At 46.0% G+C, this 26,422-nt stretch carries 27 protein-coding genes; 20 read left to right on the top strand and 7 right to left on the bottom strand.

Going from position 1 to position 26,422, the window contains the following annotated elements:
• Nucleotides 1-30 precede the first annotated feature (30 nt).
• Nucleotides 31-2,658: a phosphoenolpyruvate carboxylase gene (gene ppc, locus DRW07_RS09345; protein WP_124027650.1), complete on the bottom strand. Its 2,628-nt coding sequence runs from the start codon at nucleotides 2,656-2,658 to the stop codon at nucleotides 31-33.
• A 205-nt stretch (nucleotides 2,659-2,863) separates the two neighbouring features.
• Here ppc and DRW07_RS09340 point away from each other — a divergent pair, with 205 nt between their 5' ends.
• The 16 genes from DRW07_RS09340 (at nucleotide 2,864) to DRW07_RS09265 (ending at nucleotide 17,691) form a co-directional block, all read left to right on the top strand.
• Nucleotides 2,864-3,484: a BamJ family beta-barrel-assembly machinery protein gene (locus tag DRW07_RS09340; RefSeq protein ID WP_124027649.1), complete on the top strand. Its 621-nt coding sequence runs from the start codon at nucleotides 2,864-2,866 to the stop codon at nucleotides 3,482-3,484.
• Nucleotides 3,485-3,592: 108 nt separating this feature from the next.
• A complete protein-coding gene (locus tag DRW07_RS09335; RefSeq protein ID WP_165870459.1) occupies nucleotides 3,593-4,030 on the top strand; it encodes a TRAP transporter small permease subunit in 438 nt (145 codons plus the stop codon).
• Nucleotides 4,030-5,385 carry a TRAP transporter large permease gene (locus DRW07_RS09330; protein WP_124027647.1) on the top strand — a complete coding sequence of 452 codons (1,356 nt, stop codon included), beginning with the start codon at nucleotides 4,030-4,032 and terminating at the stop codon, nucleotides 5,383-5,385. Before DRW07_RS09335 ends, DRW07_RS09330 begins: the two co-directional genes overlap by 1 nt.
• A gap of 29 nt (nucleotides 5,386-5,414) precedes the next feature.
• Nucleotides 5,415-6,515, top strand: coding sequence for a TRAP transporter substrate-binding protein (locus DRW07_RS09325; protein WP_124027646.1), 1,101 nt, complete (start codon nucleotides 5,415-5,417; stop codon nucleotides 6,513-6,515).
• A 120-nt stretch (nucleotides 6,516-6,635) separates the two neighbouring features.
• The gene (gene fabV / locus DRW07_RS09320; protein WP_124027645.1) at nucleotides 6,636-7,811 is read left to right on the top strand and encodes an enoyl-ACP reductase FabV; all 1,176 of its coding nucleotides are present in this window, start codon (nucleotides 6,636-6,638) and stop codon (nucleotides 7,809-7,811) included.
• 261 nt (nucleotides 7,812-8,072) lie between these two features.
• Entirely contained in the window at nucleotides 8,073-9,413 is a 1,341-nt protein-coding gene (locus tag DRW07_RS09315; RefSeq protein ID WP_124027644.1) for a Na(+)-translocating NADH-quinone reductase subunit A, read from the top strand.
• A gap of 4 nt (nucleotides 9,414-9,417) precedes the next feature.
• Complete coding sequence (locus DRW07_RS09310; protein WP_124027643.1) at nucleotides 9,418-10,626, top strand: NADH:ubiquinone reductase (Na(+)-transporting) subunit B; 1,209 nt, start codon at nucleotides 9,418-9,420, stop codon at nucleotides 10,624-10,626.
• On the top strand, nucleotides 10,616-11,377 hold the full coding sequence (locus DRW07_RS09305; protein WP_124027642.1) for a Na(+)-translocating NADH-quinone reductase subunit C: 762 nt from the start codon (nucleotides 10,616-10,618) through the stop codon (nucleotides 11,375-11,377). Before DRW07_RS09310 ends, DRW07_RS09305 begins: the two co-directional genes overlap by 11 nt.
• A 9-nt stretch (nucleotides 11,378-11,386) precedes the next feature.
• Nucleotides 11,387-12,019, top strand: coding sequence for an NADH:ubiquinone reductase (Na(+)-transporting) subunit D (locus DRW07_RS09300; RefSeq protein ID WP_124027641.1), 633 nt, complete (start codon nucleotides 11,387-11,389; stop codon nucleotides 12,017-12,019).
• A 6-nt stretch (nucleotides 12,020-12,025) separates the two neighbouring features.
• On the top strand, nucleotides 12,026-12,637 hold the full coding sequence (gene nqrE / locus DRW07_RS09295) for an NADH:ubiquinone reductase (Na(+)-transporting) subunit E (protein WP_124027640.1): 612 nt from the start codon (nucleotides 12,026-12,028) through the stop codon (nucleotides 12,635-12,637).
• 21 nt (nucleotides 12,638-12,658) lie between these two features.
• The gene (nqrF, locus tag DRW07_RS09290; RefSeq protein WP_124027639.1) at nucleotides 12,659-13,891 is read left to right on the top strand and encodes an NADH:ubiquinone reductase (Na(+)-transporting) subunit F; all 1,233 of its coding nucleotides are present in this window, start codon (nucleotides 12,659-12,661) and stop codon (nucleotides 13,889-13,891) included.
• A gap of 57 nt (nucleotides 13,892-13,948) precedes the next feature.
• Complete coding sequence (locus tag DRW07_RS09285; RefSeq protein WP_240630559.1) at nucleotides 13,949-14,959, top strand: FAD:protein FMN transferase; 1,011 nt, start codon at nucleotides 13,949-13,951, stop codon at nucleotides 14,957-14,959.
• A gap of 11 nt (nucleotides 14,960-14,970) precedes the next feature.
• On the top strand, nucleotides 14,971-15,204 hold the full coding sequence (gene nqrM, locus DRW07_RS09280) for a (Na+)-NQR maturation NqrM (protein ID WP_124027638.1): 234 nt from the start codon (nucleotides 14,971-14,973) through the stop codon (nucleotides 15,202-15,204).
• A gap of 202 nt (nucleotides 15,205-15,406) precedes the next feature.
• A complete protein-coding gene (gene dinB / locus DRW07_RS09275; RefSeq protein WP_124028167.1) occupies nucleotides 15,407-16,522 on the top strand; it encodes a DNA polymerase IV in 1,116 nt (371 codons plus the stop codon).
• Nucleotides 16,515-16,742: a DUF1653 domain-containing protein gene (locus DRW07_RS09270; RefSeq protein WP_124027637.1), complete on the top strand. Its 228-nt coding sequence runs from the start codon at nucleotides 16,515-16,517 to the stop codon at nucleotides 16,740-16,742. The genes dinB and DRW07_RS09270 overlap by 8 nt, the downstream gene beginning before the upstream one ends.
• Nucleotides 16,743-16,824: 82 nt before the next feature.
• The gene (locus DRW07_RS09265; protein WP_240630558.1) at nucleotides 16,825-17,691 is read left to right on the top strand and encodes an MBL fold metallo-hydrolase; all 867 of its coding nucleotides are present in this window, start codon (nucleotides 16,825-16,827) and stop codon (nucleotides 17,689-17,691) included.
• A 21-nt stretch (nucleotides 17,692-17,712) separates the two neighbouring features.
• On the opposite strand, the gene DRW07_RS09260 is transcribed toward DRW07_RS09265, so the two are convergent.
• Complete coding sequence (locus DRW07_RS09260; protein WP_124027636.1) at nucleotides 17,713-18,711, bottom strand: serine/threonine dehydratase; 999 nt, start codon at nucleotides 18,709-18,711, stop codon at nucleotides 17,713-17,715.
• A gap of 161 nt (nucleotides 18,712-18,872) precedes the next feature.
• Here DRW07_RS09260 and DRW07_RS09255 point away from each other — a divergent pair, with 161 nt between their 5' ends.
• Genes DRW07_RS09255 through DRW07_RS09245 form a run of 3 tightly spaced genes read left to right on the top strand, consistent with a single transcriptional unit; the run spans nucleotide 18,873 to nucleotide 20,778 of the window.
• Nucleotides 18,873-19,499: an NAD(P)H-binding protein gene (locus tag DRW07_RS09255; protein ID WP_124027635.1), complete on the top strand. Its 627-nt coding sequence runs from the start codon at nucleotides 18,873-18,875 to the stop codon at nucleotides 19,497-19,499.
• A 1-nt stretch (nucleotide 19,500) separates the two neighbouring features.
• Nucleotides 19,501-20,217: a tRNA1(Val) (adenine(37)-N6)-methyltransferase gene (locus DRW07_RS09250; protein ID WP_124027634.1), complete on the top strand. Its 717-nt coding sequence runs from the start codon at nucleotides 19,501-19,503 to the stop codon at nucleotides 20,215-20,217.
• 45 nt (nucleotides 20,218-20,262) lie between these two features.
• Entirely contained in the window at nucleotides 20,263-20,778 is a 516-nt protein-coding gene (locus DRW07_RS09245) for a YgjV family protein (RefSeq protein ID WP_124027633.1), read from the top strand.
• Nucleotides 20,779-20,809: 31 nt separating this feature from the next.
• On the opposite strand, the gene DRW07_RS09240 is transcribed toward DRW07_RS09245, so the two are convergent.
• The 4 genes from DRW07_RS09240 to DRW07_RS09225 form a co-directional block, all read right to left on the bottom strand.
• Entirely contained in the window at nucleotides 20,810-21,211 is a 402-nt protein-coding gene (locus tag DRW07_RS09240; protein ID WP_124027632.1) for an ExbD/TolR family protein, read from the bottom strand.
• Nucleotides 21,212-21,292: 81 nt separating this feature from the next.
• Nucleotides 21,293-22,084 carry a CLCA_X family protein gene (locus DRW07_RS09235; RefSeq protein WP_124027631.1) on the bottom strand — a complete coding sequence of 264 codons (792 nt, stop codon included), beginning with the start codon at nucleotides 22,082-22,084 and terminating at the stop codon, nucleotides 21,293-21,295.
• A gap of 1 nt (nucleotide 22,085) precedes the next feature.
• A complete protein-coding gene (fldB, locus tag DRW07_RS09230) occupies nucleotides 22,086-22,619 on the bottom strand; it encodes a flavodoxin FldB (protein WP_124027630.1) in 534 nt (177 codons plus the stop codon).
• A 13-nt stretch (nucleotides 22,620-22,632) separates the two neighbouring features.
• Entirely contained in the window at nucleotides 22,633-24,510 is a 1,878-nt protein-coding gene (locus tag DRW07_RS09225) for a metallophosphoesterase family protein (protein ID WP_124027629.1), read from the bottom strand.
• A 108-nt stretch (nucleotides 24,511-24,618) separates the two neighbouring features.
• Between DRW07_RS09225 and DRW07_RS09220 the strand changes: the two genes are divergently transcribed.
• Nucleotides 24,619-25,767: a hypothetical protein gene (locus tag DRW07_RS09220; protein ID WP_124027628.1), complete on the top strand. Its 1,149-nt coding sequence runs from the start codon at nucleotides 24,619-24,621 to the stop codon at nucleotides 25,765-25,767.
• A gap of 32 nt (nucleotides 25,768-25,799) precedes the next feature.
• Here DRW07_RS09220 and msrA read toward each other — a convergent pair whose 3' ends face one another.
• Entirely contained in the window at nucleotides 25,800-26,339 is a 540-nt protein-coding gene (msrA, locus tag DRW07_RS09215; protein ID WP_124027627.1) for a peptide-methionine (S)-S-oxide reductase MsrA, read from the bottom strand.
• Nucleotides 26,340-26,422 lie beyond the last annotated feature (83 nt).

Genomic DNA, 26,422 nt, shown 5'->3' with positions numbered 1-26,422 from the left:
ATCTGACCTTTTTTAAGCCGTGATTGTCATTTAGCCGGTATTACGCATACCAATAGCGATACCTGTTATGGTTACCATCATGGCACGCTCCAATTCGCTGTTGTAAGCATCGTCATCTTGTTCTCGGATGCGTTTGAGCAACTCTATTTGCAGGTAATGCAGCGGCTGCAAATAAGAAGCGCGAATATTCATTGACTCACTACCTTGTGGGTCACTCTGCATAATGCTTTCCTGGCCTGTAATGTCCAGCAATGCCTGAACGCTGAATGTCAGTTCATCGCGAAGTTGCTGTCCAAAATGTTGTAGCGACTCGGGGACTAAATTGTGGTCATAAGCTTCGCTTATCCGTGCGTCAGCTTTGTGAAAGACCATGTCGAGCATGGAGAGACGAGAACTAAAGAACGGCCAGTTGGCGATCATATCAGCCACTACTTCATTGTCGTCCTTCTGCTTTGTTTGAATGGCTTTCATTACACCCAGCCAGGCCGGTAATACCAAGCGCGTCTGCGCCCAGGCAAAAATCCACGGGATTGCCCGAAGACTTTCTATTCCACCCGTAGGCTTACGTTTTGCCGGGCGGCTACCCAAAGGTAACTTGCCTAATTCCTGCTCCGGTGTTGCGACCCTGAAATAAGGTACAAAGTCTTCATGGCCTCTGACTATTGCCCGATAATTATCACGACCATTGGCCGCCATTTCAGTTATGGCAGTGCGCCAAGTGTCTTTTGGCACCGGAGGTGGAAAGAGCATGGCTTCAATAATTGCACTGGCATAGATGCTCAGGCTGCGCTTGGCCAGCCTTGGCATACCAAATTTATAGCGTATGGTTTCGCCCTGCTCGGTAACTCGAAAGCCACCGTCAAGAGAGCCTGGAGGTTGTGAATGAATCGCTGCGTGTGCAGGTAAGCCACCGCGACCTATGGTACCACCACGGCCATGGAAAAGCGTTAATTCGATACCAAACTTTTCAGACAGTGTAACCAGCGCTTCCTGAGATTCATATTGGGCCCAACCTGCAGCCAAAGCCCCCGCATCTTTTGCCGAATCACTGTACCCAATCATGATATATTGACGACCATTAATGTAGCCCCGATACCAGTCTATGCTGAGCAACTTATCCATGACAACGGGTGAGTTGTTTAGGTCATCAAGTGTTTCAAACAGGGGCGCAACAGGCATAGGCCAGTCCACGCCCATCTCATTAAGTAATAATTGTACTGCCAATACGTCGGATGCCTGGCTTGCCATTGAGATAATGTAAATACCAAAGCCATCCTTGCTGTTTTGTGCGATAACTCTACAGGTATCAAGCACCTCCTGAACATCTTCACTGGCATTCCATTGGCTTGGGAAAAGGGGGCGCTTCGAGCTGAGCTCTCTGAGTAAAAATGCTTGTTTATCATCTTCACTCCACTGGGAATAGTCGCCTAGGCCTAGATAGCGAGTGAGCTCACTGAATACATCGGTGTGGCGTTGAGAGTCTTGTCTGACGTCCAGGCGAAGCAGGTGAATGCCAAAACAATGCACCCTGCGGATGGTATCTAACAACAAGCCTTTAGCTGTAATTGGCATACCGCATTCGATCAACGATGAATAGCATAAGTTAAGCGGTTCAAGCAATTCAGAATTAGATGCTACCCAATCGGCCTGATTAACCGGTTTGCCGTTTAAATAATCGGTTATGCCGTCGCGAGTTTGTTCCATGCGTTTAAACAGTGGGCGCAACAAGGCGCGATAAGGCTCGTTTGTCTCTCCCACAACCTGGCGTAATGCCTGGCTACAATCTCGCATGGATAACTCAACCTGCAGCTGGTCCAAGTCACGAGCAAATAGTTTGGCTGCACGTCGCCGGGCGCTGAGGAGGACTGTCTGTGTAACCTTTGCCGTAACAAACGGGTTTCCATCTCTGTCGCCACCCATCCATGAACTGAAATGGACGGGCGCAGCATCTATAGGCAGGTTAATATCCAGATGTTGTTGCAATTTGCTGTCGAAATCTCGCAAGAAATCGGGAACCGCCTCCCAGAGTGAATTTTCAATAACGGAAAATCCCCACCTCGCTTCATCAACAGGAGTAGGGCGCTCAGAACGGATCTCTTCCGTGTGCCAAGCCTGGCTAATGAGGTCGGCGATGCGGTTTTGTAAACGTTCTCTTCCCGTATCGTCAAGCGTATCGGTATGGAGATCCTGAAGGCAAGCGGCAAGTTGACTGTGTTTGTGAATGAGAGTACGCCGCGTAACCTCTGTCGGGTGAGCCGTTAGTACTAGATCAATATCAAGTTTCTTGAGTGCGGTTTCAACGCTTTTTTTGTCTACCGATTGACCCTTTTCACTTGATAGGTGGGAGAACAGTGAGTCCAATGCGGATTCCGCATTGAGGTTACTGTTGTACTCCTGCTCAGCAATATTCCCCAGGTTTAAAAATTGGGCAAATGCACGTCCCACAGTTAATAACTCATTGTCCTCGAGTTCGCTAAACAGGCTTTGCAAGGCTTTGCTTGAATCCGCATCACCTTGAAAGGATTGCCGACCGGTTTTACGAATGGTTTCAATTCGTTCCAGCCAGGCGTCGCCTAATTCATTTTTTATTGTTTCGCCTAGCGTCCGGCCTAAATAACGTACGGTATCTTTTAATTCACCATCAAACTGGTAGGGCATAACGCTTCCTCTTTTGAAACTGATTTTGTCATTTTCTTTCAATATTGATGGCTTTTGCAAGTCCAATTAAGGTTGAAATGTTGCAAAATTACAATATTGTGCATTCTCCTCACCCGTTCAATTTCGCATACTACGCCCAACAGGTCCAAATAATGTGCTAACATCGCGCCTTTATTTAATACTCAATTTTAAAACGGGAGTTCAGGTGTCTGACAAGTTTTCTACAGTAGAAACACAAGCAAGCTACGGTATCGGTTACCAAATGGGTGAGCAGCTTAGATCTAATCCTTTCGAGGGTTTAGCCCTTGATGCAGTTGCTGAGGGGTTGAAAGATGCGTTTAATGGCGAAGCGTCTCAGGTAGACAACAACGCGCTCAGAGAGGCGTTCCAGACTATTCATGCGCGTATGCAGGAAGCCAAAACTGCCCAGTTTAAAGGTGACATTGAGGCTGGCGCGGCGTTTCTTAAAGAAAATGGTGCCCGTGACGAAGTCACTACCACAGATAGTGGGCTTCAGTATGAGATAATTACTGAAGGTGACGGCAATAGGCCCGGTCCTACCAGTACAGTTCGGACACATTATCATGGCACATTGATGAGTGGTGATGTATTTGACAGTTCGTACCAGCGCGGTGAGCCAGCAGAGTTCCCTGTGAATGGTGTGATTAAAGGCTGGACAGAGGCGTTACAACTTATGCCTGTAGGTTCAAAATGGCGCCTATATGTTCCGCATGAACTCGCCTATGGTGAGCAAGGTGCGGGTGGTGCAATCAAGCCTTATTCAACACTAATCTTTGACGTCGAGTTGCTTGATATTGTAGCGTAGGCGAAATTTTCAATAACAAGTGCATTTATGGTTGTTGCTACTACTGCAACCATTTGTGAGAAAGTCTGCTCAGTATCTGCAAAAATTGTGTGCTGGGCAGTGCTCACAATGGCTTTGACGACCTTTGTTGTCGTTGTTCTTCGCTATGGATTTAATCTTGGTTGGGTAGCCTTACAAGAGTCCATCCAATATCAACACGCGTTTGTATTTATGCTATTTGCTGCCCATGCATTGGGTCAAGATGAGCATGTCAGAGTGGACATTTTCTACCGGCACTGGTCAGGCAAACAGCAAGCCTGGGTTAATATCTTCGGCACTATCGCATTTCTATTCCCCGTGTGTATGTCTATCGTTTTTTACAGCTGGAGTTATGTCCTGGAGTCTTGGCGTTTACTGGAGGGGTCTAAAGAGGCGGGAGGCCTACCGTTAGTGTTTGTCATGAAGTCACTGATCCCTGCCTTTGCTGTGTTGATGATGTTGCAAGGTATTGCGATTGTCCTTCGCGCTATGCAGTCTCTCCTCAATACAACCGAAAGGGCGACCTGATGGAGTGGATGGCATTACTTTTATTTTTTTGCCTGTGCGGGTTTCTTTTGTTGGGATATCCCGTTGCCCTGACGCTAGCTGGCCTGTCGTTAATATTTGCCTTTATCGGGCACCTAGCCGGTGGATTCGATCTTGCTTATCTCGCTGCGCTACCAAGTCGTCTGAACGGCGTGTTAACTAACCAAACACTCATCGCTGTGCCATTGTTTGTATTTATGGGAGTGGTGCTGGAAAAGTCGCGCCTTGCCGAAGATTTATTGGAAACCATGGCGCAATGTTTCAGTCGTTTTCGGTCTGGTATGGCCCTCTCTGTTGTGCTGGTTGGCGCATTATTGGCGGCCAGTACGGGTATTGTGGGTGCAACTGTGGTGACGATGGGGCTGCTATCATTACCCACCATGCTTAAACGGGGCTATGATCCCGCTGTTGCCAGTGGCACTATTTGTGCGACTGGAACGTTAGGCCAAATAATTCCGCCCTCTATCGCGTTAGTGTTGTTGGGTGATGTCCTCTCGAGTGCTTATCAACAAGCACAGCTAAAAATGGGCATTTTTGCACCCGATACCGTCTCTGTAGGTGATCTGTTTGTCGGTGCATTCATACCGGGCCTTATTTTGGTTTTATTGTATGGTATTTATGTACTCGCGTTTGCACCCAAACCGCCACTTGATGCAAAGGCGTCAGAATCTGTTCCAGTGAGTAAGTTGGTCAAGGTGCTTCTGCCTCCATTGCTATTAATAGCGGTTGTACTTGGCTCTATTCTGGCGGGGTTTGCGACACCAACCGAAGCTGCAGGTGTTGGGGCTGTAGGTGCGCTGTTACTCGCTGCTACCAAAAAACAATTATCGTATGGACGCTTACGTGAAGCTGTTATGAGTACTGCGAGTGTGACCTCCATGATATTTCTCATTTTAATTGGTGCATCTGTCTTTACCCTGGTATTTAGGGGGTTTGGCGGAGATGACGCTATTCACAGTATACTGTCAGCGTTGCCCGGAGGCGTATTCGGCGCGATGTTTATCGTCATGTTGGTAGTTTTTGTACTCGGGTTTATCCTCGATTTCATAGAAATCACTTTTGTAGTGGTACCCCTGGTTGCCCCTGTATTGTTGATGATGGGCGTGGACCCTATCTGGTTGGGGATCATGCTGGCTATCAATTTACAAACCTCATTTTTGACCCCACCTTTTGGATTTGCATTGTTTTACCTGCGCGGTGTTGCGCCACCAAGTTTGCCTACTCAGGCTTTATATAAAGGCGTTATCCCGTTTATACTCATTCAGCTATTGGTGCTGGCATTACTTGGTTTCTGGCCTAGCTTGGCTACCTGGCTACCCATGGCAGTTTACGGTTGAGTTCACTCGATATAGAAGAAGGAAAGATCATGATGAAGTTACGCGTTGTGTTATTGGCAGTGACAGCCTTATTTTTGATGTCCTGCTCAGACAAGCAGGCGCCATCCAGCGCAACAACTGGCCCAGCGACGAAAACCGCGGCAGAGCCGATTAAATGGAAGTTGGTAACATCTTGGCCAAAGAACTTTCCTGGACTAGGGCAAACACCAGAAACCTTTGCCAACTATGTCAATGCCATGTCGGGAGGGCGTTTAACCGTGACAGTTTACGGTGCGGGTGAACTCGTTCCGGGTTTTGAAGTGTTTGATGCGGTCTCACAAGGTTCAGTACAAATGGGGCATTCGGGCGCTTATTACTGGAAAGGCAAAATGCCGGCAGCGCCCATATTTTCAGCTATTCCGTTTGGGATGAATGTGACTGAAATGAATGCCTGGTTGCATTATGGCGGAGGAATGGAATTGTGGCGGGAACTCTATGCACCTTTTGGTGTGATCCCATTCGCTGGTGGCAATACCGGGGTCCAGATGGCGGGGTGGTTTAAAAAAGAAATCACTGCGCTGGAGGATTTTGACGGGCTAAAAATGCGTATTCCCGGCCTGGGTGGAGAAGTGTTCAAAGAAGTTGGTGGCGTGCCTGTGACCCTGACAGGCGGTGAAATCTTCACGTCTCTGCAAACTGGCGCTATCGACGCTACTGAATGGGTAGGACCTTATAATGACTTGGCATTTGGCCTATTTAGAGCCGCTGACTTCTATTACCATAGCGGTTGGCACGAGCCAGGCACAGCCCTAGAATTTATTGTCAATAAAGAGGCCTTTGATAGCCTACCTGCAGATTTGCAGAGTATTGTAGAAGTGGCTACACGAGCGGCCAATCAGGACACGCTAGACGAATACACCGCACGCAATAATCAAGCCATGCAAACCCTCATCAAAGAACATGGGGTAGCCGTAAAAGCCTTGCCTGAAGATGTGATGCTTGCACTTAAAGCGGCCACGGAAAAAGTACTGACCGAAAAAGCCGCAGCCGACCCTCAGTTTGCCAAGATTTATGCCTCGTACAAGGCCTTTTATGACGGTGTTCGTGAGTACCATGAACTCTCAGAGAAAACGTATTACGACAATCGATAATGCTTGAACCGCGCCTGAGATAACCTGACCCTCAGGCGCACATCTCCAGCTGTTCGGAGTTGTCCTCATCAAATTGCGCTTTACAATGGCGCTCAACACTACTTTATGACGGAAATTAGTATGGTTATTAAGCCAAAAATTCGCGGATTTATTTGCACCAATGCTCACCCGAACGGGTGTGCGGCTCTGGTTGAACAGCAGATCAACTATGTGACTAAGCAGTCTTATTCAGAGGGTCCAAAAAATGTATTGGTACTGGGGTGTTCAACAGGTTACGGACTTGCGTCTCGAATAGTGTCAGCGTTTGGGTACGGGGCCAACACGTTGGGCGTATGTTTTGAGAAGCCTCCTACGGAAAGGAAAACGGCTACAGCGGGTTGGTACAACACAGCCGCTTTTCACAACGCTGCCAAAGCAAAAGGCCTGCAAGCGCACAGTATTAATGGCGATGCATTCAGTGATGAAATTAAAGCTGAAGTCATTGAGTATGCGAAGGCCAATATGGGTAAAATTGATTTGGTAATCTACAGCCTTGCCTCGCCTCGTCGCACAGATCCGGTAACCGGTGAAGTATACAAGTCTACGCTGAAACCAGTGGGCGATACTTATGTCACTAAAACCTACGATACAGATAAAGACCTAGTCCATAATGTTGAGCTTACACCTGCATCAGACGAAGAAATAGCGAATACCATCAAAGTCATGGGTGGAGAAGACTGGGAACGCTGGCTGTCAGCAATGTCAGACGCAGGGATACTTGCTGAAGGATGTAAGACCACCGCGTATACCTACATTGGTAAAGAATTAACCTGGCCAATTTATGGTCAAGCGACAATTGGTAAAGCCAAAGAAGATCTCGACCGAGCAGCTGCCGCCATCATTGATGATCACAAAGCCCTCTCCATTCAGGCAAATGTGTCTTCACTTAAAGCATTAGTTACACAGGCAAGCTCAGCTATACCTGTAATGCCGCTGTATATCTCATTGATTTACAAAATAATGAAGGATGAAGGCACCCATGAAGGGTGTATCGAGCAAATTTCAGGTTTGTTTAATGATTGCCTATATGGTGATGCACCAACGCTAGATGAATTTAACCGTTACCGCATGGACGGCAAAGAGACGAATGATCAGACACAGGCAAAGGTTAAGGCTGTGTGGGAGCGCGTATCTCAGGAAAACTTTCATGAGTTAAGTGATTATGCTGGGTACCATCAGGATTTTCTTAACCTGTTTGGCTTTGGCGTTGAAGGTGTTGACTATGAAGAGGATGTCGATCCTTTGAAGGCGTGGTAATGCCGTAGCTTTATTTTTCCATCACGCTACGCAAAAAATGAGGTTTATCCATTATTTGCGTAGCGAAAACCCCACTATTAGTGCTAAAATCCCGTAATTAAGTTGAACTGTTCTATCCTTGAACAATTCGTGCGCAATTACCAAGGCTTTCAAAGAAAAGTCGCCGTAACAACCAAAAGTTTTTTTTGTATAGGTTGCTTGGAATGGAATCTCAAGCGGTTATGCAAAGAGTATTTTCATTTATAGAGTAGTGCGATACGTATGATTAAAATCAAAAAAGGTCTCGACCTCCCTATCGCAGGCGCCCCAGAGCAGCGCATCGAAGACGGTGTTGCTGTTACCCGAGCGGCCTTGTTGGGTGAGGAATACGTTGGTATGCGTCCCACTATGCACATACAGGTTGGGGATAAAGTCAAAAAAGGCCAAGTGGTCTTTGAAGACAAGAAAAACCCAGGGGTGAAATTTACCTCGCCTGTTGCTGGTGAAGTGGTTGAAGTAAACCGTGGTGCAAAACGGGTATTACAGTCTGTGGTAGTACAGATTCAAGGTGATGAAAAAGAAACGTTTCAAACCTTCGATGCTGCTTCACTCAATGCCGACAATCGCGAAGCGTTGCAAACCGTCCTGGTAGACTCAGGCGCATGGACAGCACTTCGCACGCGTCCGTTCAGTAAAGTTCCCGCGGTAGGCTCTTCGCCTGTTGCCATCTTTGTGAATGCCATGGACACTAACCCGTTGAGTGCTGAACCTGCGCAAATCGTGCAAGAGCGCGAAGATGACTTCGTGTTAGGTTTGAGAGCACTCAAAGCACTGACCGACGGAAGCTTGTATGTATGTAGTGCACCTGGCGCTAACATTCCTACGGGTGATGTACCTGTTTCTTCGGAAACCTTCAGTGGTCCGCATCCCGCCGGTCTTGTCGGTACCCACATTCACTTCCTTGAGCCAGTTGGCCCAGGTAAAGTGGTATGGCACATCAATTACCAAGACGTGATGGCCATAGGAAGCTTATTGGCAACCGGTGAATTGGACAATCGTCGTGTTGTCGCCATTGGCGGCCCCGCAGCGACAAAACCTCGCTTGTTGCGCACTATATTGGGCGCAGACTTAACCGAGCTGACTGCGTCAGAAAAAACGGAAGGTGAGGTAAGGGTTGTTTCTGGCTCTGTATTACAAGGCACCCATGCGCATGGTGTTCACGGCTACCTTGGTCGTTATCATTTGCAAGTATCACTGTTAAAAGAAGGCCGTGAGAAGAAGTTGTTTGGCTGGTTAGCGCCAGGTTCTGACAAACATTCAGTAACGCGCGCATACTTGGGTCACCTTGCGGGTGGAAAACTATTTGACATGACAACAACCACCAATGGTTCAGACCGTTCAATGGTTCCCATTGGTAATTATGAACGCATTATGCCCCTAGATATCGAACCGACATTGTTCTTGCGCGATATCTTATCTGGCGACACCGATGGTGCTCAGGCAATGGGTTGTCTGGAGTTGGACGAAGAAGATTTGGCTTTGTGTACTTATGTTTGCCCTGGCAAATATAACTATGGCCCTGTTCTTCGTGATTGTCTTACGACCATAGAGAAAGAGGGTTAAGTCCATGGGATTAAAAGCTTATCTTGAAAAAATCGAACCTGATTTCGAGCCAGGCGGAAAACATGAAAAATGGTATGCACTGTACGAAGCAGTAGCCACTGTTTTTTACACGCCAGGTAAAGTGAATAAATCTGGTACACATGTTCGTGACAGCATCGACCTGAAACGCATTATGATCACTGTGTGGATGTGTACTTTCCCTGCCATGTTTTATGGTATGTACAATATCGGGTTTCAGGCACACGAAGCCATTTTAGCAGGCGCAGGCACATTACCTGATATGTGGCAAGCTGGTTTGTTTACCATGTTGGGCGGTGAACTGGGTGTTGATGGCGCTGGCTGGGGCACTATGATGCTCTACGGTGCGTGTTTCTGGTTGCCAATCTATGCAGTGACTTTTGCGGTCGGCGGTTTCTGGGAAGTATTATTCGCTTCTGTACGTAAGCACGAAGTTAACGAAGGTTTCTTTGTTACATCAGTGCTGTTTGCCTTAACTTTGCCCGCAACGATTCCTTTGTGGCAGGTAGCCTTGGGTATCACATTTGGTGTCGTTATTGCCAAAGAAGTGTTTGGTGGTACAGGCCGTAATTTCCTTAACCCAGCATTATCTGGTCGTGCATTCCTTTACTTTGCTTACCCTGCACAAATGTCTGGTGACCAAGTTTGGGTAGCTGCAGACGGTTATTCTGGCGCAACCTATTTGAGTCAGGCCGCTTCAGGCACGCTTGACTACAGCAACACAGCACTATGGTGGCAATCTTTCTTTGGCAACTTGCCAGGCTCAGCGGGTGAGGTGTCAACCTTAGCCATAGCCTTGGGTGGACTGGTTATTCTATACATGCGTATAGCGAGTTGGCGGATTGTTGCAGGTGTTGCTTTGGGGGTGGCTTTCTTTGCAACCTTACTAAATTTAATTGGCAGTGACACTAACCCCATGTTTGCTATGCCTTGGCATTGGCATATGGTTATTGGTGGCTTGGCCTTTGCCATGTTCTTTATGGCCACAGACCCGGTTTCTGCTTCATTCACGAACAAAGGAAAATGGGCCTACGGTATCTTTATTGGCTTTATGACCGTGCTTGTTCGAGTACTTAACCCTGCCTTCCCAGAAGGTGTGATGTTGGCCATTTTATTTGCCAACCTGTGGGCGCCCCTGTTTGATTATTTTGTGGCGCAAAGTAACGTGAAACGGAGGCTTGCTCGTGTCGGCTAAAAAAGAAACTTTTGGAAAAACAGTCGGCATCGTCGTTGCCGTTTGTCTTGCATGCTCAATTGTTGTTTCAGGCGCTGCAGTTGGCTTGCGTCAGTTACAACAAAGCAATGCTGCGGTAGATAAGAAAAGCAACATCCTGACCGCTGCTGGTTTATTGGAAGCGGGAATGTCGAAAGCAGAGATCGCTGAAACTTATGAGGCGCGTGTTGAAGAACGCTATGTAGATCTTGAGTCTGGACAATACGTTGAAAAAGAAGACGGTTACGACATGTATCGCGCAGCAAAAGACCCTTCTACGAGTTCACGAGTTGAGGGCAGTAACGTAGGCTTTACCCGCCGCCCTGACGTAGCTAGCGTATATGTAGTCAGAGACGACGCAGGCGATGTTAGCCGCATTATCCTGCCTGTACACGGCAGTGGATTGTGGGACTTAATGTACGGCTTTTTGGCGGTTGATGCTGACGGTAATACCATCCGCGAGCTGATTTATTATCAACACAAAGAAACGCCAGGGCTGGGTGCGGAAATTCTAAACCCTAGCTGGCAAGCATTGTGGGACGGTAAGAAACTATATAAAGACGGTGAAGTGGCTATTCAGGTTAAGAAGCAAGCCGGTACCGATAACCCCTATGCTGTTGATGCACTTTCAGGTGCAACCCTAACCAGTAACGGCGTGCAGAACACGTTGGTTTACTGGGCAGGACAGAACGGCTTTGGGAATTACCTCAAAAATCAATCTTGGCGTTCATAAGAGGCTCACATGGCAGATACTAAAGAAATGAAAAAAGCCCTGTTTGGGCCCATTATTGACAGCAATCCCATTGCCCTTCACGTATTGGGTATTTGTTCGGCGCTGGCAATTACTACCAAGTTAGAAACTGCGTTGGTAATGTCGTTGGCATTAACCACCGTATGTGCTTTTTCCAACTTGTTTATTTCAATCATACGAAACCACATTCCATCGAGTGTGCGTATTATTATTCAAATGACCATCATTGCGTCTTTGGTAATCGTTGTTGACCAGGTATTGAAGGCCTACTCTTACGAAATATCAAAGCAGCTTTCGGTGTTTGTTGGCTTGATAATTACCAACTGTATTGTCATGGGGCGTGCCGAGGCTTACGCAATGAAGAGTCCGCCTATGATGAGCTTGCTGGACGGTATTGGCAATGGATTAGGCTACTCATTCATTCTGATCGTCATTGGTACAATTAAAGAACTCTTCGGCTTTGGCACTATCCTTGGTATTGAGATATTGCCACTAGTACAAAATGGCGGGTGGTATACCGGTAACGGACTACTCATACTGCCGTTCAGTTCTTTCTTCCTGATAGCAGGTATGATTTGGTTCATCCGAACAATCCGCCCTGAACAAGTTGAGCCAAAGGAGTAAACATTCATGGTTGAGCATTATTTATCATTGATGGTCAGAACCATATTCGTTGAAAATATGGCTTTGTCATTGTTCTTGGGCATGTGTACGTTTCTTGCCGTTTCCAAGAAAGTAAAAACTTCTATGGGTTTGGGTGTTGCAGTTATTGTTGTACTGGGTATTTCAGTGCCTGTTAACCAGATCATTTTTACAAATATTCTAGCACCCGGTGCGTTGGCTTGGGCGGGCTTCCCTGAAGCTGATTTGAGCTTCTTGAGCTTTTTGACCTTTATCGGCGTAATCGCTGCACTTGTTCAGATACTCGAAATGAGTTTGGATAAGTTTTTCCCTGCGCTCTACAACGCGCTAGGTATTTTCTTGCCTTTGATCACGGTTAACTGCGCCATCTTTGGTGGTGTTGCTTTTGCTGTTCAACGCGAATATACCTTAGGTGAAAGCGTGGTTTATGGTATCGGAAGTGGTATCGGTTGGGCTATGGCAATTGTCCTTTTGGCGGCAGTACGCGAAAAACTCAAGTATGCAGATATGCCTGATGGCATCCGTGGTTTGGGTTCTGTATTTATGATTGCAGGTCTGATGGCGCTTGGGTTCCAGTCGTTCACTGGCATTCAGCTTTAATTCGGATTTAGGAGTTAAGCAATGAATCAGGTAGAAATATATTTAGGCGTTGGCATGTTCATTGCCATCGTCTTAGTGCTGGTTTTCGTGATTATGTTTGCAAAATCACGATTGGTGCCCAGCGGTGACGTAAAAATTATTGTTAATGGCGACCCAGAGAAAACTCTGACTGCATCGCCAGGTGGCAAGCTGTTGGGGGCGTTGGCGGATTCAGGTATTTTTGTATCCTCAGCCTGTGGTGGCGGTGGTTCTTGTGGACAGTGTCGCGTTGACGTGAAAACGGGTGGTGGCGAAATACTGCCGACAGAACTGGACCACATAACCAAGCGTGAAGCACGTGATGGATGTCGACTGGCTTGTCAGGTTGCTATTAAGCAAGACATGGATATCGAGCTTCCAGAAGAAGTCTTCGGTATTAAAAAGTGGGATTGTGAAGTTATTTCTAACAACAACGAAGCCACTTTCATTAAAGAGCTTAAGTTGGCTATTCCTGATGGCGAAAGTGTACCATTCCGCGCGGGCGGTTATATACAGATTGAGGCGCCACCTCATCATGTTAAGTACAAAGATTTCGATATTCCTGAAGAATATCGTGGCGACTGGGAGCGCTTTGGCTTCTTTGATATAGAGTCAAAAGTAGACGAAGAGACTATTCGCGCCTACTCAATGGCCAACTATCCTGAAGAAGAAGGCATTATTATGCTTAACGTGCGTATCGCTACGCCGCCGCCTAATAATCTAAGTTTGCCAGCGGGTAAAATGTCATCGTTTATTTGGAGCTTAAAAGAGGGCGATAAAGTTACTATTTCTGGACCATTTGGTGAATTCTTTGCCAAAGAAACTGATGCAGAAATGGTATTTGTGGGTGGTGGTGCAGGTATGGCGCCTATGCGTTCGCATATTTTTGACCAGCTTCGTCGTATTAAGACCGATCGTAAAATCACCTTTTGGTATGGTGCTCGCTCCTTGCGTGAAATGTTCTATGTAGAAGATTTCGATATGCTTCAAGAAGAAAACGAGAACTTTACCTGGCATGTGGCGCTTTCAGATCCACAGCCAGAAGATAACTGGGAAGGCTATACAGGTTTTATTCACCAAGTCTTGCTTGAAAATTATCTGAAGGATCACCCTGCACCAGAAGACTGCGAGTTTTATATGTGTGGGCCGCCTATGATGAATGCAGCAGTCATAAACATGCTGAAAGACCTAGGCGTGGAAGATGAAAACATTATGCTTGACGACTTTGGTGGTTAAGGCATAGTTGAATAAACAAAAAGGGGCATATAGCCCCTTTTTTTTGAGGAGTTAAAAGTGATTAGAATTGCCATCACGCTTTCAGTTGTGTTGTTTTTGTCAGCGTGTACACAGGCGCCGGTAACGCCTTTGCCTCACCTTTCCGGCAATACCATGGGAACCACTTACAATGTAAAGTTTTTCTCAGAAACTGAGCAGCCTATTGAGCAAATCCAGCAGCGAATTGAGCAACGTCTATTCGAAATAAACAAGCTTATGTCTACCTATGACCCTGAATCAGAACTGTCCCGCTTCAATCAGTCGCGTTTTACGACACCTATTGAAATGTCGGACGAAACGGTGTTGGTATTGAATGAAGCGCTACGATTAGGTGAGCTTAGTGGTGGTGTTCTTGATGTTACTGTCGGGCCTTTGGTAAATCTATGGGGCTTTGGCCCAACACAGCGCCCAGAGAAAACTCCTTCTGAAGAGGAGGTGCAAGCGATTCGTGCCTTTGTTGGATTAGATAAGTTGAGAATCACTGGCAATCAAGTGACTAAGTTGCACCCTATGTTGTATGTCGATTTGTCGACAATCGCAAAGGGGTATGGCGTCGATGAACTTGCAAACATCATGGCGTCCTATGGCATCGATAATTATCTAGTTGAGATTGGCGGTGAGATGCGGGTGAAAGGCCTAAAACCAAATGGTGAAGCATGGCGTATTGCCATAGAAAAGCCTGTTGTCAATGAACGGGCCATCCAGCGGGTAGTGTCTGTTGGTGATAACGCCCTGGCCACCTCAGGTGACTACCGAAATTATTATGAGGAAGATGGGGTAAGATTTTCACACCTTATTGATCCTACGACAGGTAAGCCAATTCAACACAATACGGTTTCGGTTACAGTTATTCATCCTTCATCTATGACTGCTGACGGACTGGCCACGGCTTTTAATGTAATGGGGTGGGAAAAAGCGGTACAATTAGCTGATGAACATAATCTTGCGGTGTTGATAATACGTAAAACCCCTGAAGGGTTTGAAGAGTTTGAATCATCGGCTTTCAAAGCAACCGTCACAACTTATTAGAAGAGTTTGATATGTCTACTTTCGTTATCGCTTTTGTCTTTTTTCTCATCATGGCAGTAGCCATGAGCGTAGGCTACTTGTTTCAACAGAAATCTATATCAGGCAGTTGCGGCGGCCTAGGCGCATTGGGTGTAGAAAAAGCCTGTGATTGCCCAGAGCCCTGTGATAGGAAAAAAGAGCGGATGGCTCGAGAGGCTGCGCGTGAAGAGAAACTCAACGAATGGAAGAAAAACCAAATTCTATAGCGCTTGCAGGAGGCAGTGTGAGGCTGCCTCCTACCTAATCGATAAAAGATACACAGTTCTATAACTTTACTCACCATTTATCTATCAAGTTATACAGTCACGCATCAATCCCCCTCGTAAAAATTAGCAATCTCGTGAATACCTGTGCTATGTTTACTGTTTTTATATACAGTTAAATCGTCTTTGGAAAATGAGTCGGATCATGGGTAGCAATGTCGATGTAGATGCGGCTATCGCACGTAAATTTATTCATATCGATATGGACTGCTTTTACGCAGCGGTTGAAATGCGTGATGATCCCAAGTTAAAAGATGTGCCAATTGCTATAGGAGGGAGCAGCAAACAACGAGGTGTGATCTCAACCTGTAACTATCCTGCGCGAAAGTTTGGCGTAAGATCAGCAATGGCAACGGCCTACGCGCTCCGCCTCTGTCCCGATTTGGTATTGGTGAAAGGAAGAATGGAGAAGTATATCGAGGAATCCCGTCGTATTCGGAAGATTTTTGAAGACTATACTGACATCATCGAACCGCTTTCCTTGGATGAAGCATATTTAGATGTTACGCATTGTTCGTTACACGAAAACAGTGCCACGCTGATTGCTAATGATATTAGACAACGTATTTACAAAGAAACCCAGCTTACTGCATCAGCCGGTGTAGCCCCGTGCAAGTTTGTGGCAAAGATTGCCAGTGACGAGAACAAGCCCAATGGGATTTGTGTTATCTCACCGGCGAATCTCGACGCATTTGTCCGGCAACTCGATTTAAAGAAGATCCCAGGCGTTGGCAAGGTCACATTACAGAAACTTCATCGAATGGGTTTGTATACCTGCCAAGATGTCAGAAACTTTCCCAAAGAACGTTTTATTCGGTCATTTGGAAAGTTTGGTAAAGTCTTGTGGGAGCGATCGCATGGTGTTGATAATCGCGAACTGACGGTTTCCAGAGAGCGGAAGTCTATCGGCGTTGAGCGAACACTGAATGAAGACATTACGACCTATGAACAATGTGATAGCGTACTCAGTGGTCTCATTAACAAATTGCAGTCACGGTGTGATAACCACTTTTCACGCAATGAAAAGCCTACGAGTAGAATAGTCTCTCATGCGGTGAAATTAAAATTTTCCGATTTTCAACTCACCACGGTTGAACATCGAAGAGCGGTCTTTGACCGCGGGTTTTTCTCACAGCTTCTCGTTGAGGCGTTTGAGCGGGCAAAAGGGCGTTCAATTAGACTCCTGGGTGTAAGTGTGGGTTTAGCACCACTAGAACCTTTACAACAATTAGCATTACCATTGGAAGACAATAATGATTGAACCCGGTGTATATAGACACTACAAAGGTAACCTTTACCAAGTCCAAGATATCGCCAAACACAGTGAAACTGAAGAATGGATGGTGATTTATACGCCGTTATATGGCGAAGAGAAAGACCGTCACCTTTGGGTAAGACCTTTGGCAATGTTTCTAGAAAGTGTGGAAGTCGAAGGAGAATCATGTCCCCGATTTAGACTGATAGGAAATGAAAGCAAATAGAAAGCAGTGAACAAAAAGCGAACCATTGTCGTACCATAGCTTAACTGTATTCTAATTTAACTATCCAATGGCGGTATTAATAATGAATAAAATGATAAAAACCGTTTTATCCAGCTTGCTTGTTGCATCTGCAATCTCGTCGAGTGCTTCGGCACAAGGGCGTTTCGATGATGTGGAAATTGAATCCACACATCTCAGAGGCACTGTCCACGCTTTGGTAGGTGCCGGAGGAAACATAGGGGTGTCAGCCGGCAGCGATGGCGTGTTAATCGTTGACGACCAGTTTGCCCCTTTAGCCGAAAAAATTGCAACAGCGTTGGGTCAATTGGGAAGCGATAAACCGAGATACGTGATTAATACTCACTATCACGGTGATCACGTAGGGTCTAATGCTTTTTTTGCTGAACAGAAAGACGCCACTATCCTTTCTCATCATAATGTGCGTATTCGTCTGGCTAATGGAGAGGACGTCAACCCTAAATCGCTACCCGTGATCACTTATGACGGTGGCGTAAAACTGCACTTTAACGAAGAAACCATTCATGTTTTTCATTTGCCCAATGCACATACCGATGGTGACAGTGCCGTTTGGTTTGAAAACGCTGATGTATTGCACACTGGTGACCTGTTTTTTAATGGAATGTTTCCATTCATTGACCTCAATGGTGGCGGGTCAGTTGACGGGTATATGGCTGCTGTACAAGCACTAATAGATAAAATTAGTGACCAGACTGTGATTATTGCCGGTCACGGCAAAATAGCAAATAAGGGCGATTTTCAGACTTTCTTGGCGATGATAAAGGAAACCAATGCTTTTGTTGATGGCCTCAAAGCAGAAGGGAAAACTGTAGACCAGATTGTTGAGCAAGGGCTACCTAAAAAATGGCAGCAGTGGAGTTGGAACTTCATCAATGAGGTGAGATGGATCAACACACTTTACGACAGCTGATCCGCTTCCCCAAAAACTTCATTAAATGGCCAAATCCAACGTGGGAAACTGTGATAGAAAGTCAGTTTCCCACACTTTAGCCATGCTGGCCTGGCTAATATTTCCGCCAGAAATTACGACTAGGGCTGTGCTGTTTGTAGGGGCTGTCCTTGCCCATTTTAGCACTGCCTGCATAGTCATTGCACACGTCGGTTCTATGTGAAGCTTTAGCGTGTGTTGTAACCATTGTGTCCAATAGGCAATTTGTTTTTCTGTTACTTCTACAATGCCATCTAGCTGTTGCAGGTAGGGAAAAGTGTGCTCACCAACTGCCGGTGTAGCTGCGCCATCAGCTAAGGTATCAGGAGCGGTGGGTAATGTTTGAATACTGCCCTTTCTGATGGACTCAGCAGCATCATTTGCCGAGAGTGGTTCTGCCGCGAATACTTTTGCTTGAGGGAGTTTCTCGCGTGTCACAATGAACGTGCCTGAGGTAAGACCACCCCCACCACAGGGCGTAAAAACGGCATCGGGTTTTTCAGCTAACTGCCCAATGGCCTCAAGCATCACAGTGCCCTGTCCCGCGATTATATGTGGATGATTGAAAGGCGGCACCCACAACGTATTGTCTGAATTGGCCGCTTCTTGTGTCAATTTGTCAGCCTCTGGCCTTGTCTCGCAGACAACGAGTTTTGCGCCATAAGCACGGGTTGCTGCAGCCTTAATCGGTGAAATTGACTTGCCGGCGAATATTGTTGCTGCCAAGCCCAGCTCCCTTGCAATGAAAGCAACGGCCTGGGCGTGATTACCTGAGCTACTGGCGACAACGTGCTTGATGCTGTCGTTTTTTCGCAGCGCTTGAACAATAAGGTTAGTTGCTCCCCGAAGTTTAAATGAGCCAGTAGTTTGAAAGCACTCGCACTTAAAAAAAATCTGCTGACCTAAACAGTGATTTAGCAATGTTGATGAATAAAGAGGAGTTTTTTTGATGTAAGGGGCTATTCGCTCAGCTGCACTTACAATGTCTACATAGAGTGTCACGCAAACCTCCAAAAATGTATAGTGTTGAGGGTAAACACTATACCGAGCTTTACGTGGTAATGCTTTGCCAAAAACAAACAGATTGAACTCAGTATTACGGGCAAGCGTACTACTCTGGCATAATCATCCGGTGCGGCAGACAAACTAGTGAGAAAAGAAGTATGGCGGGAAAAACAGCACTCGTCCTAGGTGCAACAGGCTTGGTTGGTAAGGCCTTGGTCAATCAACTATTAAGACAGGAAGACTACAATAGTGTGACCTGTTTGGTTAGAAGGCCATTGTCGCTATCTGATTTTCCCGACCCATTGCAAAAACTCAAACCTGTGGTTATCGACTTTGACCACTTTCAGGATTACCAGGGGTACTTTTCCGTTGACCATGTGTTTTGTTGCCTCGGCACTACGATAAAGCAGGCGGGCAGTAAAGCCGCATTTAGACGTGTTGATTTTGAATTTGTTCACATTGCGGCGCAGCTGGCCAGAGCACAACGAGCGGAAGGCTTTGTGTGGATCTCTTCTGTAGGCGCAGACGCAAAAAGCCAAAACTTCTACCTGAAAGTCAAAGGGGAACTCGAAAACGCTATAATGCGCATGCCTCAGCTGGCACATGCCGCTGCGGTGAGGCCGTCATTATTGCTGGGCGAAAGACACGAATCCAGATACTTAGAAGGTATTGGACAGAAATTAGCTCCCCTTTATTCGCCTCTATTGTGCGGTCCCTTAGCAAAATATAAACCTGTCACAGCAGAACAGGTCGCTTCACAGATGATTGCATTACAGCCAGAATAAGATGTTTAGATGTAAGCAATTCACCATTGACGACGCATTGTGCGCTATGAAAGTGACTACTGATAGCTTGATATTTGGGAGTTGGGTTAATCTTGAATACGCGTCACATGTTTTAGACGTAGGATGTGGAAGTGGTATTTTGACGCTCATGGCACTGCAAAAAACGAGTAAGGCGGCCAAGGTTGATGCCATTGATATCGATAAGGGAGCCGTCTCGCAGTGTAATGCGAATATTGCTAATAGCCCTTGGCGTGAAAGAGCCAAAGCACAACACGTTGACTTTTTAACCTTATCGTCAGGCTCCGTATACTCACATATTGTGTCCAATCCACCTTATTTCCCATCTGCCACAGATGCAGAGTCAGGGCACGCTATGCATGCGCAGCGCAAACTGGCTCGCCAACAAACCGCGTTCACGCCACAACGTTTTTTCGAAAAAGCAGCACAATGTGGTAGTAATGATACACACGTCAGTATTGTGTTTCCCTATGCTCAGTATGCGCACTGCATTGAAGCTGCTAAAAAATATGGTATGTCTTTACACAGACTACGTCATGTAAGAAGCGTGGAAGAAAAACAGCCTTATTTGAGTATGATGACGTTTGGTAAATGCACCCGTTTAACGCAGATTGAACCTATACTGACTATCTATAATCATCAACACCAGTATACGGATGACTTCAGAACACTCTGCCGCGCATTCTATTTGCGCTTTTAATTTGGACAAGTATACTTGCCCGCCGTTGTTTTGGAGTAGTAGTACATGACACTTATTGCAGAAGCATTTGGTGCGCTTGCCGTAGTGATCAATTTTATTGGCTATCGGCAAAATGATATTAACCGTTACAGGGTTGTATCGGCTATTGCATTGGCCTGTGTCAGTGCGCACTTTTTTCTGCTGGGCGCAATGGCGGCGGGAATCGGCTGCATGATAGCAAGCATCAGGAATATTGTGGCAATACGGTATCGGAGCAATACCATTTTGGTGTTTTTCGTTTTTGCCAACCTGGCTTTTTTCTTTTATGAATGGTTTGGATTAGGAAATGGATGGATCATTATTCTGGCCTATTCGTCAGCCCTTGTTTTCACTGTTGGTTCTATTGTTCTGCAGAATGCCACGAAAATTCGGCAGTGGTTTATATTGGCAGAACTGTTAGGCTTGGCGTATGCGCTTTTGGTTGGCAGTATTTTTGGCAGTGTTTTTAATATCAGTAATTTAGCCAGTATCTTTATTAAGTTGAGGCAAGAGTCTCGAAACACGCATAAAAAAAGCCGGTAATAACCGGCTTTTTCAATTCATAACTTTACTGTTAGGATTTAACCAGAACCGAAACCTTTTCAATGCCAGCTTCTTTCACTTGGTTCATTACCTCAACAACAGTACCATGTTCAGTATCTTCGTGAGCCTGAATAGCGGCAGAATCAGTGGGGTTTTCTGCAAGGAAAGTTTGCGTGTTTGCAACAACGCGACGAATATCAACTTCCCTTCCACCCATCTTAATAATGCCGTTTTGGTCAATTTGAATTGATAACGACTTTGATGGTTGGTTTGTATTCTGATTGTCCTTAGGACGATTGACCTCTAAACCTCTCTCTTTTACGAATGAGGTGGTTACGATAAAGAAGATCAACATGATGAATACAATATCCAACATGGGGGTCATATCGACCTGCGCTTCGTCTTCTGCGCTAGTATGTTTTTTTCTCTTCATCCGACTACTTCGTTTGTTTCTTAATTTAGCTCTACAGTATACCGACTGTAACAAAAAATTATAGACTTTATTGCAAGATTTTTAACCTTGTTTGTCAATGGCTAAGCCGAGTTGATAAAAGTACCGAGAAAAGAAACCGTGTATTACTTGCCGTTGTTCAGGGGAGGGATATAAGCCCAACTTGGCATCCATAGACTGCTTGGTGCCCTGAACCAGAAACGTGTTTTTTACTGGGCTATCCTGAACAAAAGCTTCAAATGCTCGCGCACAAACCTCTTGTGGTAACGCATAGTAGTAGATATTTAAACTTTTATCTGCGTCTCGACTTCTTACAAAAAGATCGCTGACTTCATCACTCCCTGGTTTTAGAAAAATATGCTGATAGCAATCTTCCAGCATCTGGTTGAGCGGGTGAGGTTTGATTTGATTGTTTTGCAACCAAAGTTCTGAGGCAAATTTGTCGCCTTGAGCGCCTTGGAACAAGCGCGTGGCTATGTAATGGTCAAAACCGTGAAACCATTCATGAGACAACGCGCCTGCACCGGCATTTTTAGCGAGTGAGAGGGTTTTGGTCGCCGCATTGTAATGTGCTGCACTGTGTTTTTGACCGCCTTTGCCAAAGTTTATAGACAGGGTACCATTCAGCGATATGACTTTTTCAGGCACCTGAAGTATGGTCATAAGATCGCAAAACGCGTCAAAAAATAGATTCGCTGCTATTTGTTGTTCCTGTTTGGTTACCCAGTTGCCTATACTCGCCGTTTTAAAACCAAAAATTTTTACGATATCGCCAAAAGTCACATCAGCGCCGTCTCTGTGGCTGGGTCCATTGCGATAGAACTCTCGATGCAATCGAGACGATGTGTGACTCAAGTTACGCAAGCTCAGTCAACAACTGCTCGCACCATTGGGCTATACGACTATCCGTTTGCTCGTATTGGTTTTCATCATCGAGCGATAGACCGACAAAGTGGGTTCCGTCTTCTGTTAACGCTTTCGAGGCAGTAAATTCGTAGCCTTCGATTGGCCAGTAACCGATAATCTGGCATCCACTAGGCTTGATGGCATCATGCAGCATGCCCAGTGCGTCCTGAAACCAGTCTGCATAGCCCAGTTGGTCTCCCAATCCAAAGAGTGCGACGGTTTTGCCCGCTAAAGGCAGAGAGTGGGTTTCTTCCCAGTGGCTTTCCCAGTCTTCCTGGAGTTCTCCAAAGTCCCAGGTGGAAATACCGAATATCACAACGTCATAATGCGCTGTTTTATGTAAGCTGTCGGTTTCGATATTGTGTAGGTGTACAACTTCATCATCGAACAATGCATTTAGGCGGGCCTGTATTTTCTCCGCCGCCATTTCTGTATAGCAAGTCGTTGATCCGTAAAATAGACCAATAGAGAAGGTGTCACTCATAGCACTAATCAAATTACTCGTCGTTTTGGGACTCGAATTCTATCGTATTCCCGTCAGCCTTCAATAGGCGGCAGTCTACCTTGTCATTGTCAGGCGAAATAAAAAGCTGACCGAGTGCACAAGTGTTTACAAGCGTTCGACCTTTTACGCCTTTAGGGTGACGTGTTTTTATTTTCATCGTACGCCGTTTAGTAAACCAGTTTAATGGTGAGCGGCTGGCATACAGTACCTGATTGAGTCTATCAAAAAAGTTAATCAGCTTATCAGGGAAGACATTTTTGATGCCGCTACAGGTGAATTGGACAATTCGGGGACTGTTGCGACGAAATTTCAGGCTAACATCATAAACAAAACTGTAATGCACATCACCAGACAAAATGATGAACAAAGGCGGCGTTTTAATGTGCCTAAAGATATTGAGGATCACACTTGCTGTGCCTTTATGTGCCATCCAGTTTTCCGCGTCAACAGTAAGAGCGTGGCCCAACGCGGTAAAAATGCGCTGGATGGCTTCTATCAACTTTACGCCATAAATCGGTGCGGCAGAGACAACAATAACTTTGTCGTGCCCGATAATGCCGTGCTGAAATTCGCACAATGCTTCCCAATCCATTAGCCCTGAAGGCTTATTCCCGTTTGACTCAGAACGCCATCGCTGTGTGCGAGTGTCAAGCACATATAAGGTCGGCGAAGTGTCCAATTGATAATGCCACTGGTCCCATTCAAGAAGCTGATCTATCAGATTGTCCAAATTCGGCATGCCAGGCTTGAGCACATCACTGGCCGTGTGGTGAATATCGTCAAACCTGTCAGGTGTATTACCCCAGCCCTGACAGAGCCAGTATGCCACTAATGCATTGCCAATAATTCGCTTGGACAAAGGATGCCCGTATACAATTTCTTCCCAATTACGGGTTAAGTTCCAGTCGTCAGTGATATCGTGATCATCAAATATCATGTAAACAGGGATATGCGCCAAGACACGCTGTATCGCGGATAAGCCGGATACAAATGCTTCGATTGCTTGTTGTTCCTTGTGATAAATAGCTTTGTACTGGTCGTCAATTTTTTCGGACGTAAACGTTACCAACTTCCAGCATAATGGAGACCAGACCAACAGATACATTGCAAGCATTTCATTTAAGCCGATAAGGTGGTTCTTGGCATGAACAGACGTGAATATGGGTTTTTTCTTCGCACCGAAAAACGTATCGAGCAGAGTTTCATTGCTGTCTATTTTGGGTAGTAATTCGTCACGTCGGTAATAGCTGGCATGATGCGAAAACAGCGCTTCTGAACTTTCTATAACACTGCCATCCAGTGATTCAGTGAATAACCCAAGACGCTGACAGATCTGATGGATCGCCTGCAACATGGGGCCAGCTACATCGTCGGTATAGACTTGATCGCCCGTCATTAATAGCAAGTCTGGTCGCACGTCTTTGTTAGACAAAGACGTTTCTATCACCTTGTCCAGATTAGTAAGTGCATCTTCACCCTCATAATGCGGCTTACGACATGAACCATGTACCACGTTGGTAAGCGTTGGGCGGTAATAAAAATGCAAATCTCGCTGAGCGTAATGAAGATGCGTATGTTCATGAGTGAGAGAAACTGCGTCACCCTGTTTATTCTTCTCCATTACGTCATACGTATATTCAGTATCCGGTGTGAGAGCCTTCTCGGGTGAATACGTCAATAGATAAATAAAGGCATGCTCACCTATTTGCTGTTTTCGCTGTGTGCAACTGCCTTTTATGCTGCAAGAGAGATGCAAATCTTCATCGCTTGTCGTCACCAGCCATACCGTAAAAGCGTGTGCGTTGACAGAACGCAAAATAGGACCTGCGAGCAGTTTAGGAAGTGGAAGAGGGTCATGGTCGTACAACATGGATCTACTATATAAATGCTTGACACATTTAGCAATTAATTAGGTTAAGTCATTTAACCTTCACGGAAGTACGTTTACACTATCAATAAGCTATGTAAGGTATTTTTTATGTATAAGTCATCCTTTTGGGCATTTTTCATTCTATGTTTTTTCGCATCTGCTGCGTGCTCTGATCAACCTGTACAATCTGCTGAGGTTGTGGCGCAACCTGAACAAAAAGCCAATCTGCTTGTAGGGAAATGGATCCGCGAGAGTGACGGCACGGTTATGCCCGACCCACAAACATCTGGATTGGCGCACTGGCGAGGCCAGTTGCTCTCTTTATCAGATGGCAGTGCAACAGAATCTCAACGCAGAAGGATCCACTTTATTGATCCGGATTCGGCCTACCTAGCACCTAAAACAAATACGATAAAAATGGCATCACGGGTACGTAGAAGTTGCTTCGCCCAGTATTTATCTGATCAGCCTGATCTGGAAGCATTGGTGGTCGACCCAGACGATGATACTGTCATGTACATGGTTACGGAAGATGCAACGCGCACAGGCGCTTTGTCCAGTCGTTGCCAGCAGCGTTTTGCGCAAACAGGTTCAACCGCTTATCCCACGCTGTTAGTTAGATTAAAAGTCAATGAGAACAGCGATGTGACGATGACACATGTACGTCCGGTCCAATTTCCCATTGAAGCTGAGGTGGGAGATTTTCCTAATGACGGGATTGAAGGGCTGGCCATGTCTGCTGACAGAGTGCTGTTTCTCGGGCTTGAAAAGGATAAAGCTGGAAAGGCGCGTATCTTCTCTACGGCCATAACAGCAGATTTTTGGGATGACTCTGATTTTATCGCGGTGAAGGACGCCAATTTGCGTCTTCCTCTCCTGAATGGTGAAAACCATCCTATCAATGGCCTGACCTGGTACGCACCGCATAGTGAGAGCCCAGGTTTTATCTTGGCGGCGGCCAGAAATGACGATGAACTTTGGGTCATCGACGTCTCTGGGAAAAGAGAGCCTAAACGCATCATGCTTAACTTCGCCGCGGAAATAAGCGAACCCTCTTTAGACTGCGGCGACCATGAAATAATGGACAATGCTTCTATTGAAGGCCTTGCGGTTATTGGGTCCCAATTGTGGCTGGTCAATGACCCATGGAAGCGGCACTACAAGAAAAATACACAGTGCAAAACAAACGCTCCTCACTACGCGACAATGTCACCGCTCTTGTTCAGTATGCCGCTTGAAAGTGACTGGTTTGAATAAGACCAGTCACCAGAACTCCACTCAGTGCAGGACTACGCTTTAAGCCTTGAGGCGAAATTCTTTTTGAATTTGGCCAGTTTTGGTGCCACTACCATGGCGCAATACTGATTCTGCGGATTGTTATTGAAATAGTCTTGGTGGTAAGCCTCTGCTTCATAATAATTCTGTAGCGGTGTTACTTCTGTGACTATTGGGTCGGGCCAAACCTCATCGGCCGTCATTTCTTTAATGATTTTCTCTGCTTCCGCTTTTTGTTGATCGTCGTGATAAAACACGCCGCTGCGATACTGGGTACCAATGTCATTTCCCTGGCGATTTAATTGTGTTGGGTCGTGAAGGGCAAAAAAGATCTCCAATACATCTCTGTAACTAAGCTTACTGGTGTCAAACTTAACCCTGACCACTTCGGCATAGCCTGTGTCACCTTTGCACACGGCTTCATAACTCGGACTGGGAGCATTTCCGTTGGCGTAGCCACTTCGGGCAGATTCAACGCCATCAACTTTATTAAACGCAGACTCAATACACCAAAAACATCCGCCCCCCAATGTGGCTTCCTGAATAGTATTCATAACCTTTTCTCCCACTTTTGTTTAGGTCATATACGTTGTGGCAGTGTGGATTGTTCTCAAGTCATCCAAGAAAATAATTGTTG

The organism is Paralteromonas sediminis (genome assembly GCF_003820355.1).
GTDB lineage: Bacteria > Pseudomonadota > Gammaproteobacteria > Enterobacterales > Alteromonadaceae > Alteromonas_F > Alteromonas_F sediminis.
Note: the sequence above shows the minus strand (reverse complement) of the source record. Positions and strands in the feature narration are given on the sequence as shown.

Excerpts from the sequence above, each read along its gene's own strand:
- ppc (WP_124027650.1), bottom strand. The coding sequence starts at position 2,658 with ATGCCCTACCAGTTTGATGGTGAATTAAAAGATACCGTACGTTATTTA.
- DRW07_RS09335 (WP_165870459.1), top strand. The coding sequence starts at position 3,593 with ATGGCTTTGACGACCTTTGTTGTCGTTGTTCTTCGCTATGGATTTAAT.
- DRW07_RS09330 (WP_124027647.1), top strand. The coding sequence starts at position 4,030 with ATGGAGTGGATGGCATTACTTTTATTTTTTTGCCTGTGCGGGTTTCTT.
- DRW07_RS09325 (WP_124027646.1), top strand. The coding sequence starts at position 5,415 with ATGATGAAGTTACGCGTTGTGTTATTGGCAGTGACAGCCTTATTTTTG.
- fabV (WP_124027645.1), top strand. The coding sequence starts at position 6,636 with ATGGTTATTAAGCCAAAAATTCGCGGATTTATTTGCACCAATGCTCAC.
- DRW07_RS09315 (WP_124027644.1), top strand. The coding sequence starts at position 8,073 with ATGATTAAAATCAAAAAAGGTCTCGACCTCCCTATCGCAGGCGCCCCA.
- DRW07_RS09310 (WP_124027643.1), top strand. The coding sequence starts at position 9,418 with ATGGGATTAAAAGCTTATCTTGAAAAAATCGAACCTGATTTCGAGCCA.
- DRW07_RS09300 (WP_124027641.1), top strand. The coding sequence starts at position 11,387 with ATGGCAGATACTAAAGAAATGAAAAAAGCCCTGTTTGGGCCCATTATT.
- nqrE (WP_124027640.1), top strand. The coding sequence starts at position 12,026 with ATGGTTGAGCATTATTTATCATTGATGGTCAGAACCATATTCGTTGAA.
- nqrF (WP_124027639.1), top strand. The coding sequence starts at position 12,659 with ATGAATCAGGTAGAAATATATTTAGGCGTTGGCATGTTCATTGCCATC.
- nqrM (WP_124027638.1), top strand. The coding sequence starts at position 14,971 with ATGTCTACTTTCGTTATCGCTTTTGTCTTTTTTCTCATCATGGCAGTA.
- dinB (WP_124028167.1), top strand. The coding sequence starts at position 15,407 with ATGGGTAGCAATGTCGATGTAGATGCGGCTATCGCACGTAAATTTATT.
- DRW07_RS09270 (WP_124027637.1), top strand. The coding sequence starts at position 16,515 with ATGATTGAACCCGGTGTATATAGACACTACAAAGGTAACCTTTACCAA.
- DRW07_RS09265 (WP_240630558.1), top strand. The coding sequence starts at position 16,825 with ATGAATAAAATGATAAAAACCGTTTTATCCAGCTTGCTTGTTGCATCT.
- DRW07_RS09255 (WP_124027635.1), top strand. The coding sequence starts at position 18,873 with ATGGCGGGAAAAACAGCACTCGTCCTAGGTGCAACAGGCTTGGTTGGT.
- DRW07_RS09250 (WP_124027634.1), top strand. The coding sequence starts at position 19,501 with ATGTTTAGATGTAAGCAATTCACCATTGACGACGCATTGTGCGCTATG.
- DRW07_RS09245 (WP_124027633.1), top strand. The coding sequence starts at position 20,263 with ATGACACTTATTGCAGAAGCATTTGGTGCGCTTGCCGTAGTGATCAAT.
- DRW07_RS09240 (WP_124027632.1), bottom strand. The coding sequence starts at position 21,211 with ATGAAGAGAAAAAAACATACTAGCGCAGAAGACGAAGCGCAGGTCGAT.
- fldB (WP_124027630.1), bottom strand. The coding sequence starts at position 22,619 with ATGAGTGACACCTTCTCTATTGGTCTATTTTACGGATCAACGACTTGC.
- DRW07_RS09225 (WP_124027629.1), bottom strand. The coding sequence starts at position 24,510 with ATGTTGTACGACCATGACCCTCTTCCACTTCCTAAACTGCTCGCAGGT.
- DRW07_RS09220 (WP_124027628.1), top strand. The coding sequence starts at position 24,619 with ATGTATAAGTCATCCTTTTGGGCATTTTTCATTCTATGTTTTTTCGCA.
- msrA (WP_124027627.1), bottom strand. The coding sequence starts at position 26,339 with ATGAATACTATTCAGGAAGCCACATTGGGGGGCGGATGTTTTTGGTGT.